This is a genomic window from Streptomyces amritsarensis, from assembly GCF_001953875.1.
GTDB classification, from domain to species: domain Bacteria; phylum Actinomycetota; class Actinomycetes; order Streptomycetales; family Streptomycetaceae; genus Streptomyces; species Streptomyces amritsarensis.
Map to the genome: position 1 here is coordinate 1 of NZ_MQUR01000037.1, position 12,108 is coordinate 12,108.

The 12,108-nt window shown below is 75.3% G+C and carries 9 protein-coding genes and 1 riboswitch; of the genes, 5 read left to right on the plus strand and 4 right to left on the minus strand.

Annotated elements, in window-relative coordinates:
• Window positions 1-224: 224 nt before the first annotated feature.
• The 4 genes from AVW11_RS35875 to AVW11_RS17365 all read left to right on the plus strand — a co-directional run bounded on the left by AVW11_RS35875 (window position 225) and on the right by AVW11_RS17365 (window position 4,101).
• Window positions 225-1,184: a trypsin-like serine peptidase gene (locus AVW11_RS35875; protein WP_079250660.1), complete on the plus strand. Its 960-nt coding sequence runs from the start codon at window positions 225-227 to the stop codon at window positions 1,182-1,184.
• A gap of 97 nt (window positions 1,185-1,281) precedes the next feature.
• Window positions 1,282-2,607, plus strand: coding sequence for a precorrin-6y C5,15-methyltransferase (decarboxylating) subunit CbiE (gene cbiE, locus AVW11_RS17355; RefSeq protein WP_079070477.1), 1,326 nt, complete (start codon window positions 1,282-1,284; stop codon window positions 2,605-2,607).
• Window positions 2,604-3,353 carry a precorrin-4 C(11)-methyltransferase gene (gene cobM, locus AVW11_RS17360; protein WP_060177609.1) on the plus strand — a complete coding sequence of 250 codons (750 nt, stop codon included), beginning with the start codon at window positions 2,604-2,606 and terminating at the stop codon, window positions 3,351-3,353. Before cbiE ends, cobM begins: the two co-directional genes overlap by 4 nt.
• On the plus strand, window positions 3,343-4,101 hold the full coding sequence (locus AVW11_RS17365) for a cobalt-precorrin-6A reductase (RefSeq protein ID WP_076044600.1): 759 nt from the start codon (window positions 3,343-3,345) through the stop codon (window positions 4,099-4,101). The genes cobM and AVW11_RS17365 overlap by 11 nt, the downstream gene beginning before the upstream one ends.
• A gap of 125 nt (window positions 4,102-4,226) precedes the next feature.
• Here AVW11_RS17365 and AVW11_RS17370 read toward each other — a convergent pair whose 3' ends face one another.
• From AVW11_RS17370 to AVW11_RS17380, 3 genes are read right to left on the minus strand one after another with little or no spacing between them, the layout of a single operon-like run.
• Complete coding sequence (locus AVW11_RS17370) at window positions 4,227-5,726, minus strand: precorrin-2 C(20)-methyltransferase (RefSeq protein ID WP_076044602.1); 1,500 nt, start codon at window positions 5,724-5,726, stop codon at window positions 4,227-4,229.
• Window positions 5,723-6,370, minus strand: coding sequence for a precorrin-8X methylmutase (locus AVW11_RS17375; protein ID WP_060177606.1), 648 nt, complete (start codon window positions 6,368-6,370; stop codon window positions 5,723-5,725). The genes AVW11_RS17370 and AVW11_RS17375 overlap by 4 nt, the downstream gene beginning before the upstream one ends.
• A gap of 4 nt (window positions 6,371-6,374) precedes the next feature.
• Window positions 6,375-7,625 (minus strand): cobalamin biosynthesis protein CobG, encoded by a 1,251-nt coding sequence (locus tag AVW11_RS17380; protein ID WP_324616145.1) that lies wholly within the window; start codon window positions 7,623-7,625, stop codon window positions 6,375-6,377.
• 333 nt (window positions 7,626-7,958) lie between these two features.
• A riboswitch (cobalamin riboswitch) is annotated at window positions 7,959-8,086 on the plus strand.
• A gap of 40 nt (window positions 8,087-8,126) precedes the next feature.
• Between AVW11_RS17380 and cobN the strand changes: the two genes are divergently transcribed.
• Window positions 8,127-11,744, plus strand: a complete 3,618-nt coding sequence (cobN, locus tag AVW11_RS17385; protein WP_076044604.1) for a cobaltochelatase subunit CobN — start codon at window positions 8,127-8,129, stop codon at window positions 11,742-11,744.
• Between the two features lie 124 nt (window positions 11,745-11,868).
• On the opposite strand, the gene AVW11_RS17390 is transcribed toward cobN, so the two are convergent.
• A complete protein-coding gene (locus tag AVW11_RS17390; protein WP_030853833.1) occupies window positions 11,869-12,090 on the minus strand; it encodes a hypothetical protein in 222 nt (73 codons plus the stop codon).
• Between the last annotated feature and the right edge of the window lie 18 nt (window positions 12,091-12,108).

Consider the following 12,108-nt stretch of genomic DNA (forward strand, 5'->3'; position numbering starts at 1 on the left):
GGGCGCGCCGGCCGGCGCGAGGGGCGGGCCCGCCGGCCGGCGCGAGGGCGGGGGCGGGCCGCGGAGCAGAGGGCGGCCGGGGGCGGCACCCGGAAGGCCGACTCACGGCACGCACACGGCATTGGGGTCGATTGTGAGAACGGACACGTCCCGCCCTCGGAACCCGGGCCGCGCTCTCCCCATCGAACCGAGAGTCGGACGCGTACGCGGGGCGGGAGGGCCACATGTCCAGCAGGGCCGAAGGGCAGGAGCGGGGCCGGACCGCGGCGCGGGGCGGCGTGGCCGTCGGCCTCGTGTGCACCCTGGTCCTGGCCGGCGCCGGGTACGTCGCCTGGGAGCTGCGCGGCATCGCCGCCAACCGGGCGGACGGCGATCCGGCGCGGGGCGTCTACCAGCAGGACCCCGAACGTGCCGACCGGACGGCGTCGGCCGTGCTCGACGGGATCGTCCGCGAGGATCCGGAACCCGCCACGGACGGCAAGGACTTCGCCGGGGGCGGTGCGGTGAACTGGCGTTCCGCCGGCTGGGAGCCCTCCGATCCGCTGCAGGCCCGGCCCGCCCCGGCCGAACCCGCGATCGGCGCGCTCTTCTCCCCCGGCAACGACGGCGACCCCGACCACCACTGCTCCGGCGTCGTGGTCCACTCCCCCGGCGGCGACCTCGTCGCCACCGCCGCCCACTGCGTCCACGGCGGCGGCTTCCGCACCAACCTCGCCTTCGTCCCCGGCTACCGGGACGGCATCGCACCGTACGGCGTCTGGGTGCCCACCCGCATCGACGTGGACCCGCGCTGGACCGCGGACCAGGACCCCGACCACGACATCGCCTTCCTCCGGCTGCGCCGGCCCGGATATCCCGGCCAGCGGCTGGAGGACGTCACCGGCGCCGAGACGATCGCCTTCGGGTCCGAACTGCCCGTGCCCGCACGGCTCGTGGGCTATCCGAACTTCTCCGAACAGCCGCTGGACTGCCGGACCACCGCCCGCCCCGCCGGTGCGACACAGCTGCGGCTGGACTGCGCGGACGTACCCAACGGGACCAGCGGCGGCCCGGTGCTGACCGACGGGCACACCCTCATCGGGGTGATCGGCGGACGCGACGGGGGCGGCGACGACGAGACCTCGTACAGCATCCGGTTCGGCGACGGCATACGCGCCCTCTACGAGCGCTCCACCCGCCCCTGACCCGCCGACTCGCCAGGGTGGGCGCGGGCGGCGCGGCCGCAGGCCAGTAGGCTGCGGGTCCGTCCCCTTTCCCCCTCCCGCCCCGAGGTACAGCGCAGTGAGCCCCGCACCGCCCCCCATACCCGTGACGGTCGTCGGCCTCGGCGCCGACGGGTGGGCCGGGCTCACCGCCGCCGCGCGGTCGTCGCTGTCCTCGGCCGAGGTCCTGATCGGCGGCCCGCGCCAGCTGGACCTGCTGCCCGCCGCCGAGTGCCCCGGCCGCCGGGTGGCGTGGCCGAGCCCGCTGCGGCCGGCCGTGCCGAAGCTGACGGCCGAGCACGCGGGTCGCCGGATCGCGGTTCTGGCCAGCGGCGATCCCATGTTCTACGGGATCGGCCGCGCCCTCGCCGAGGAGCTCGGGCCGCACGCCCTGCTCGTCCACCCGCACCCCTCGTCCGTCTCCTACGCCTGCGCCCGCCTGGGCTGGCCGGTGGAGGACACCGAGGTCGTCACCGTGGTGGGCCGCCCGGTGGCCCGGCTCGCGGCCGCGCTGTACGAGGGGCGCCGGGTGCTCGTGCTCAGCGCCGGGGCCGCCTCCCCGGGCGAGATCGCCGCCCTGCTGCGCGAGCGGGGCTTCGGCCCGAGCCGGATGCGGGTGCTGGAGCAGCTCGGCTCCGAGCGCGAGGACGCGTACGAGGGCACGGCCGACGGCTGGGACCACGCGCCCGGCGACCCCTTGAACGTGGTGGCCGTCGACTGCCGCCGGGACCCGGCCCACGACGGCCCGCGCCTCGGCGCGACCCCCGGCCTGCCGGACGCCGCCTACGAGCACGACGGGCAGCTCACCAAGCGCCACGTGCGCGCCGCGACCCTGTGCGCGCTCGCCCCGGCCCCCGGTGAGCTGCTGTGGGACATCGGCGGCGGCTCCGGCTCCATCGGCATCGAGTGGATGCGTACCCACCCCTCCTGCCGGGCGGTGGCCGTGGAGCGCGTCCCGGAGCGGGCCGCGCGGATCACCCGCAACGCGGCGGCGCTCGGCGTGCCCGGCCTGCGGGTGGTCGTCGGGGCCGCGCCGCAGGCGCTGACCGGGCTGCCGGCCCCCGACGCGGTGTTCATCGGCGGCGGGCTGACCGCTGCGGGCCTGCTCGACGCGGTCTGGGCGGCGCTGGCGCCGGGCGGCCGGCTGGTGGTCAACACCGTCACCCTGGAGTCGGAGGCGGTCCTCGCCGAACGCCACCGGCGCCACGGCGGCGACCTGGTGAAGCTGGCCGTCGCGCACGCCGTGCCGGTGGGCGGCTTCACCGGCTGGCGGCAGGCCATGGCGGTCACCCAGTGGTCGGTGACGAAGCCGGCGACGGAAACCCGGACGGACCCGGAACCGGGCACGGCCAGGGGCACGGGCACGGCCCCGGACACGGACACCAAGGAGAAGGATCAGACATGACCGTGTACTTCATCGGTGCGGGCCCCGGCGCCGCCGACCTGATCACGGTGCGCGGTGCCCGGACCCTCGCCGCCGCCCCGGTCTGCCTGTACGCGGGCAGCCTCGTCCCGCGCGAGCTGCTCGCCGAGTGCCCGGCGGACGCGCGACTCGTCGACACCTCGCAGCTGAACCTGGACGAGATCGTCGCCGAGTGCGTACGGGCCCACGAGGCCGGCCAGGACGTGGCGCGGCTGCACTCCGGCGACCCGTCGATCTTCAGCGCGGTCGCCGAGCAGATGCGCCGCCTGGACGCCGCCGGCATTCCGTACGAGGTCGTCCCAGGCGTCCCGGCCTTCGCCGCCGCGGCGGCCGCCCTCAAGCGGGAGCTGACGGTGCCCACCGTCGGCCAGACCGTGATCCTCACCCGGATCGCCCAGCAGGCGACTCCCATGCCGCCCGGCGAGGACCTGGCCACCCTGGGCCGCAGCGGCGCTCTGCTCGTCCTGCACCTGGCCACCCGCTACGTGGACCGGGTGGTCGACGAGCTGCTGCCGCACTACGGGGCCGCGTGCCCGGTCGCGGTGGTGGCGATGGCCAGCCGCCCCGACGAGCTGATCCTGCGCGGCACCCTCGCCGACATCGCCGGCCAGGTGAAGGGGGCCGGGCTGGTCCGCACCGCCGTCATCGTGGTGGGCCGCACGCTCGGCGCGGAGCAGTTCCGCGACAGCCACCTGTACTCCCCCGAGCGCGACCGGCATGTCTGCTGACGGGGCTGCGCGGCACGTCCTGATCCTGGGCGGCACCACGGAGGCCCGCCGCCTCGCGCAGGCGCTGGCACAGGACCCGTCGTACCGGGTGACGACCTCGCTGGCGGGGCGGGTCGCCTCGCCCGTGCTCCCGCCCGGCGAGACGCGGATCGGCGGCTTCGGCGGGCCCGGCGGGCTGGCGGCCTGGATCGGCGCGCACGGCGTCACCCGGGTCGTCGACGCCACCCATCCCTTCGCGGAGCGCATGAGCTTCAACGCGGCCGCGGCGGCGGCGCTTTCGCGCGTACCGCTGCTGGCGCTGCGCCGCCCCGGCTGGCGGCCCGGCCCCGGGGATGCGTGGACGTTCGCGGACTCCCTGGCCGGGGCGGCGGGCCTGCTGCCGGGCCTGGGCAGCCGGGTGTTCCTGACCACCGGCCGGATGGGCCTGCACACCTTCGCGGATCTCGACGGCTGCTGGTTCCTGGTGCGTTCGGTGGACCCGCCGGCCGGGCCGGTCCCCAAGCAACTCGAAGTCCTGCTGGCGCGGGGCCCGTTCACCCTGGACGACGAACGGGAGCTGCTGGCCCGCCACCACATCGACGTCCTGGTGACGAAGGACAGCGGCGGCTCGGCCACCTCCCCCAAGCTGGCGGCCGCCCGCGAGGCCGGCATCCCGGTCCTCGTGGTACGCCGCCCCCCGGTCCCGGAAGGCGTGGCGCAGACCGACTCGGTCGACGCCGTCCTGGACTGGCTGGGCACGATCGGCTAGGCCCCCGCCCGGGCCGGCCCGTCCCGGGGCCTACGGCGTCCGGACGGCCCGTTCCCGCGGACGGGCGAAGGCCCGGTGCGCGTGGCGCTCCGGGCCTTCCCCGCGTGCCGCTCCGCCTCGGCCCGTCACGGGTAGCGGCGCGGCGTCCACGTGATCCGCGACCCGTCGGGCCGCTCGGTGACCTGCGTCTGCGAGGAGCCGATCAGCAGGATCGTGCGCATGTCGACCTCGGACGGCTGCAGTTCGGCGAGCGTGACGATCCGCACCGACTCCTCGGGGCCGCCCACGTCGCGGGCGACGACCACCGGGGTCTGCGGCGGACGCAGTTCCAGCAGCAGCTCGCGGGCCTGGGCCACCTGCCAGGTCCGGCTGCGCGAGCCGGGGTTGTAGAGGGCGAGCACCAGGTCGGCCGCGGCGGCGGCGCGCAGCCGCTCCGCGATGACCTCCCACGGCTTGAGCCGGTCGGACAGCGAGATCGTCGCGTAGTCGTGGCCGAGCGGGGCGCCGGCCGCGGCGGCCGCCGCGTTGGCCGCGGTCACGCCCGGCAGGACGCGTACGGGCACGTCCTTGTACTCCGGCTGCCCGGCGACCTCCAGGACTGCCGTCGCCATGGCGAAGACGCCCGGGTCGCCGCCGGAGACCACGGCCACCCGCTTGCCGCGGCGCGCGAGGTCGAGGGCGAACTCGGCGCGCTCCGACTCCACCTTGTTGTCGGAGCCGTGCCGGACCTGGCCCGGCTTGACGGGCACCCGGTCCAGATACGTCGTGTACCCGACCAGCACCTCGGCGTCCGCGAGGGCCCGCCGGGTCTGCGGGGTGAGCCACAGCGGGCCGGCCGGGCCGGTGCCGACGACGACGACCCCGCCGGGGCCGGACGGCACGCTCCCCGGGTTGCCGATCCGGCTGGGCACGACGGCGACGGCGAAGTACGGCACGCTGTCGGCGTCGGTGTCGGCGAGGACACCGGTGCGCTCGCCCTCCATCGTGGCGCGTTCGACGTAGCGGGCCTCGGCGAGCCGGCCGCTGTTCTCCATCGCGCCGCGCACGGCGGGGAAGGTCCGGCCGAGCTTCATCACGACCGCCGAGTCGGTGGCGGCGAGGCGGGCGGTCAGCTCCTCCTCGGGCAGCGTGCCGGGCAGGATCGTCAGGACCTCCTCGCCCTCCACGAGCGGGGTGCCGAGCCGGGCTGCGGCGGCGCTGACCGAGGTGACACCGGGAACGACCTCGGTGTCGTACCGGTCGGCGAGCCGCTTGTGCATGTGCATGTACGAGCTGTAGAAGAGCGGGTCGCCCTCCGCGAGCACGGCGACGGTGCGGCCGGCGTCCAGGTGGGCTGCCAGCCGTGCGGCGGCGGCCTCGTAGAACTCCTCCATCGCGCCCTGGTAGCCGCCGGGGTGGTCGGTGGTCTCGGTGGTGACGGGGTAGACCAGGGGCTCCTCGATGTGGCCGGCACGCAGGTGCTTCGCGGCGATCGAGCGGGCGATGGACCGGCCGTGGCGGGCGCTGTGGTAGGCGACGACGTCCGCCTCGCCGATCACCTCGACGGCCCGCAGGGTCATCAGGTTCGGGTCGCCGGGGCCGAGCCCGACCCCGTAGAGGCGGCCCTTGGGCTGCGCGCCGCTCATTCGGCCACGCTCGCAATGGCGTTGAGGGCGGCCGCGGCGATGGCGCTGCCGCCCCGGCGGCCGCGCACGACGAGGTGGTCGAGGCCGGACGGGTGGGCGGCGAGGGCGTCCTTGGACTCGGCCGCGCCGATGAAGCCGACGGGCACGCCGATGACGGCGGCCGGGCGGGGGGCGCCCTCCTCGATCATCTCCAGCAGCCGGAACAGCGCGGTCGGCGCGTTGCCGACGGCGACCACCGAGCCCTCCAACAGGCCCCGGTCACGCCACACTTCGAGGGCGGCGGCGCTGCGCGTGGTGCCCATCTTCGCGGCGAGCTCCGGGACCGCCGGGTCGGAGAGGGTGCAGACCACGTCGTTGTCGGCGGGCAGCCGCTTGCGGGTGACCCCGCTGGCGACCATCTGGACGTCGCACAGGATCGGTGCGCCCGCCTCCAGCGCGGCGCGGGCGCGCAGCACCACCTCGGGGGTGTACCCCAGGTCCTGCGGGAGGTCGGTCATCCCGCAGGCGTGAATCATGCGCACCGCGACCTGGGCGACCGAGGCGGGCAGCCCGGAGAGATCCGCCTCGGCGCGGATCGTGGCAAAGGACTGGCGGTAGATCGCGGCGCCGTCCTTCTCGTACTCAAACACGGTGTACTCGCTCATTTCTTCACTGCGTCTTCGGACTCTGGGGTGATGAGGTGGTCTCTCGTGCGGCCGTGAGGGCGGCCGCGAGGTCCGGCCGGGGCGGCAGGGTGTGTCCGCCCACGGAGAGTCGGTATCCGTCCTGCGTGGCGAGCGCGTCCACCCACTGCGTGCCCCGCGGGTGGCCGCACCGGCGCTCGCAGCCGGACCAGTGCACGGGCAGCGGCCCCCGCGCCCGTTCCACGAGGGCGCGCGCGTCGGCGCGTACGTCCGCGAGGGACTTGGCGCAGCCGGGTCGCCCGGTACAGGCGGTGACGGACCGCCAGGGGCTGTCCGCGGAGACGACCAGCCCCGCGGCCTCCAGGGGGGCCGGGTCCGCAGCGCCCGGGAGGACGACGGTGCGCCACGGGGTGATCCGCATGCCGCCACCGCTCCCGGCCGCCTGCACCAGGACCCTCCACTGGTCGGTGCTCAGTCGGCCGAACGGGGGCAGGACGCACAGGGGATCGTGCGGGCCGGGCGGCGGTGGGGCGCAGTACGGCCAGTCCACGGCGGGTACTTGCACGGCGTCGATGCCGGCGGCGGTCAGCCGGGCCGCGAACTCCCCGTCGTCCAGGACGTGTCCGGTGGGGAGCTCCGCCACGCGCCAGGCGCGGGTGCCGGCCGCGTCCGCGGCGTCGAGGAAGTACTCGGCGGCGAGCAGCGCGGCACGCGGGGCGTCCCGCGCGGCGACGGCCACGGCGCCGGCGGCGGCGCCGAGGCGTACCAGCGCCCGGCCGCCGGGCCGCCCGAGCACGGTGACGTCGGGTTCCAGGGCGGCCACGTCCCCGCGGCCGTCGTCGAGGGCGAACAGGAACCGGCCGGACAGGGCGGTGACGCGGGCGTTCGCGCACAGCAGCCGGTCCAGCTCGTACACCAGGGGCAGGACGTCCTGCGAGGCCGGGGTGGCCACGATGTTGCGTACGCGTTCGTGGCCGGGCGCGGGCAGCAGTCCGGCGGCGTCCAGCAGTGCGGCGAGTCCGGCGCCGCAGCCGTCGGCGAGGCCGCGCAGCTGCACGTTGCCGCGGGAGGTGAGTTCCAGGTGCCCGTCGCCGAACCGGTCGGCGGCGGACGCGAGGAGCGCGGCCTGGTGCGCGGTCAGCGCCCCGCCGGGGATCCGGACGCGCGCGAGGTGCCCGTCGTCCGCCGCGTGGAGCCTGAGCGCGCCGGGGCAGGCGTCACCGCGGTCCCGTATGACGGGTTCGTCCCGCGATACGGCGGAGGGGGGCTGGGGCATGGCGGCGAGCATACCCACGTTTCCCCTCACGGGAACTGTGTCCACCGCCACCCTCCGTCACCCGCCCCCTCCCGACACCACCCCAGCCCCGCCGCGGGGACCCGGGGGCAGAGCCCCACACAATCCAGCCCCGCCGGCGTTTGAGGCGCGGGGGCCTGGGGGCAGAGCCCCCGCAACGGCGCCGCACCGGCACGACCACCCCGCCCCAGCCGGCGGAGCCCACCGCACCCGACACGACCACCCCGCCCCAGCCGGCGGAGCCACCGGCGGAGCCACCGGCCACCCCCACTCCCGACCACCGCAAACGCCACCTAGGATGACCTTCCGGCGGCCCATACGGTCCGCCGTCGCCGAGGACGGCGACATGGGAGGAAGCCCGGTGCGAATCCGGCGCGGTCCCGCCACTGTGAACCCGGCAGCGCCACACGGCCGGGTGAGTCAGGAACTCCCGCTGTCCTCACTGCCCGGGGCGCGGAAACCCCGAGGAAGGCCTGCCGCCGCATGATCCTGCTGCTGTCGACGTCCGACACCGATCTGCTCAGCGCTCGCGCAGCGAACACGGCGGACGCCCCCGTCCCGTACCGGTTCGCGAACCCCTCCCGCCTCCCCCTCGACGACCTTCCCGGCCTCCTGGAGGGCGCCGACCTGGTCGTCGTACGCCTCCTCGGCGGCCTGCGGGCCTGGCAGGACGGCCTGGACCTGCTGCTGGCCCCGGGCCAGACCCGCCCGGTCGTGGTCCTGACCGGCGAACAGGCGCCGGACGCCCAGCTGATGGAGGCCTCCACGGTTCCGATCGGCATCGCGGCCGAGGCGCACGCCTACCTCGCGCACGGCGGACCCGCCAACCTCGGGCAGCTGGCCCGGTTCCTCTCCGACACCGTCCTGCTCACCGGCCACGGCTTCGAGCCGCCGGCCGCCGCCCCCACCTGGGGCCCCCTGGAGCGCACGGCGCAGCGGACGGACGGCCCCGAGGTCGCCGTGCTCTACTACCGCGCCCATCAGATGAGCGGCAACACCGGCTTCGTGCACACGCTCTGCGAGGCCATCGAGGCCCACGGCGCCCGGCCGGTCCCGCTGTACGTCTCCTCCCTGCGCAGCCCGGAGCCGGAGCTCGTGGCCGCCCTGGGCTCCGCGGACGCGGTCGTCACCACCGTCCTCGCGGCGGGCGGCACCAAGCCCGCCACCGCCTCGGCGGGCGGCGACGACGAGTCCTGGGACGCGGGCGCGCTCGCCGCGCTCGGCGTGCCGATCCTCCAGGCGCTGTGCCTGACCGGCTCACGCGCCGCGTGGGAGGAGAACGACGAGGGCCTGTCCCCGCTGGACGCGGCGACGCAGGTCGCCGTGCCCGAGTTCGACGGCCGTCTGATCACCGTCCCGTTCTCCTTCAAGGAGTTCGACGAGGACGGCCTGCCCGCCTATGTGGCCGACCCCGAGCGGGCCGCCCGGGTCGCCGGCATCGCCGTGCGCCACGCCCGGCTGCGCCACATCGAGCGCCGCGACAAGAAGATCGCCCTCGTCCTCTCGGCGTACCCGACCAAGCACTCCCGCATCGGCAACGCGGTGGGCCTGGACACCCCGGCCAGCGCGGTGGAACTGCTGCGCACCCTGATCGCCGAGGGCTACGACTTCGGCCCGGTCACCGAGATCCCCGGTCTGGTGTCGGGCGACGGCGACGAGCTGATCCGCGCCCTGATCGAGGCGGGCGGCCACGACCAGGACTGGCTGACCGAGGAGCAGCTGGCCCGCAACCCGGTCCGTATCCCGGCCGCCGACTACAGGCGCTGGTTCGCCGAGCTCCCCGCCGAGCTGCGCGAGAGCGTCGAGGAGCACTGGGGCGAGGCCCCCGGCACCATGTTCGTGGACCGCTCGGCGAACCCCGAGGGCGACATCGTCCTGGCCGCCCTGCGCCGCGGGAACCTCCTGATCCTCATCCAGCCGCCGCGCGGCTTCGGCGAGAACCCGATCGCGATCTACCACGACCCCGATCTGCCGCCCTCGCACCACTACCTGGCCGCGTACCGCTGGATCCAGGCGCGCGCGGAGGACGGCGGCTTCGGCGCCGACGCGATGATCCACCTGGGCAAGCACGGCAACCTGGAGTGGCTGCCCGGCAAGAACGCGGGCCTGTCCGCGGCGTGCGCGCCGGACGCCGCGCTCGGCGACCTCCCCCTCATCTACCCGTTCCTGGTCAACGACCCGGGCGAGGGCACCCAGGCCAAGCGCCGTGTGCACGCCACCCTGGTCGACCACCTGGTGCCGCCGATGGCGCGCGCGGAGTCGTACGGCGACATCGCGCGCCTGGAGCAGCACCTGGACGAGTACGCCCAGATCTCCGCGATGGACCCGGCGAAGCTGCCGGCCATCCGCGCGCAGATCTGGACGCTGATCCAGGCGGCGAAGCTCGACCACGACCTGGGTCTGCAGGAGAGGCCGGACGACGACGGCTTCGACGACTTCCTGCTGCACGTCGACGGCTGGCTGTGCGAGGTCAAGGACGCCCAGATCCGCGACGGCCTGCACGTCCTGGGCGGCGCCCCGACGGGCGAGGCCCGGGTCAACCTGGTCCTCGCGATCCTGCGCGCCCGCCAGATCTGGGGCGGTACGACGGCCCTTCCGGGCCTGCGCGAGGCGCTCGGCCTCGACGAGTCCAAGGCCACCCGTACGTCCGCCGACGCCATCGAGGAGCAGGCCCGCGCTCTGGTCCAGGCGATGGAGGACGCCGGCTGGTCCGCGGACGCAGTGGCCTCGGTCGCGGCCGACCACCCGGCGGACGTCGCGGAGGTGCTGTCCTTCGCCGCCCGCGAGGTGGTCCCGCGGCTGGCCGGCACGACGGACGAGATCGCGCACGTGGTCGCGGCCCTGGACGGCCGGTTCGTACCGGCGGGGCCGTCGGGCTCGCCGCTGCGCGGCCTGGTCAACGTCCTGCCGACGGGCCGCAACTTCTACTCGGTCGACCCGAAGGCCGTCCCGTCCCGCCTCGCGTGGGAGACGGGCCAGGCCCTGGCCGACTCCCTGCTCACGCGCTACCGCACCGACAACGGCGAGTGGCCGGCGTCGGTCGGCCTGTCCCTGTGGGGCACGAGCGCGATGCGCACGGCCGGCGACGACGTCGCCGAGGCCCTGGCGCTGCTCGGCATCCGGCCGGTCTGGGACGAGGCCTCGCGCCGCGTGACCGGGCTGGAGCCGATCCCGCTCGCGGAGCTGGGCCGGCCCCGCATCGACGTGACGCTGCGCATTTCGGGCTTCTTCCGTGACGCGTTCCCGCACGTGATCGGCCTGCTGGACGACGCGGTCCGGCTCGCCGCCTCGCTGGAGGAGCCGGAGTCGGAGAACTACGTGCGCGCGCACGCCCAGGCGGACCTGGCCCTGCACGGTGACGAGCGCCGCGCGACGACCCGTATCTTCGGCTCGCGGCCCGGCACGTACGGGGCGGGCATCCTCCAGCTGATCGACTCCCGCGACTGGCGTACGGACGCCGACCTGGCGGAGGTCTACACGGTGTGGGGCGGCTACGCCTACGGCCGCGGCCTCGAAGGACGGCCCGCCCGGGACGAGATGGAGACGGCCTACAAGCGGATCACGGTCGCGGCGAAGAACACGGACACCCGCGAGCACGACATCGCGGACTCGGACGACTACTTCCAGTACCACGGCGGCATGGTGGCCACGGTCCGCGCCCTGCGCGGCACGGCCCCGGAGGCGTACATCGGCGACTCCACCCGCCCGGAGACGGTCAAGACCCGCACCCTGGTCGAGGAGACCTCGCGCGTCTTCCGGGCCCGCGTCGTGAACCCGAAGTGGATCGAGGCGATGCGCCGCCACGGCTACAAGGGCGCGTTCGAGCTCGCGGCCACGGTGGACTACCTCTTCGGCTACGACGCCACGACGGGCGTGGTGGCGGACTGGATGTACGACAAGCTCACCGAGACGTACGTCCTGGACCCGGTCAACCGCGCCTTCCTGGAGGAGGCCAACCCGTGGGCCCTGCACGGCATCGCGGAGCGCCTCCTCGAAGCGGAGTCCCGCGGCATGTGGGAGAAGCCGGACCCGCAGGTACTGGAGTCCCTGCGCCAGGTGTACCTGGACACGGAGGGCAACCTGGAGGGTGAGGCGGAGTAGCCCGCCGGGCCGCCCCCTCGACGACGAAGGCCGTCCTCCCCGCCCGGCAGCGGGCGGGGGAAGGACGGCCTTCGCACGGCCGGATCGCGATCCGCGTACCCCGAGTGCGCGGACCGCCGGCCGGCTACACCTTGACGGTCTGGTTCAGTGCGACGAGCGCCTGCGCCCACCGTACGTACTTCAGCTGCCCGAAGTCGGCGACGGTCCTGACGCCGAACGCCTCGTGCAGCAGCTCGCCGTCCTTCTCGCTGACGCCCTTCAGCGCGGCCACGGGAGCGGCGAGCACGTCGGCCAGCGGCTTGTCGGCCCATGCCTTGTCGAGCACCTTGTCCAGATCGATCGCCATGAGTGTCCCTCCGGGAAC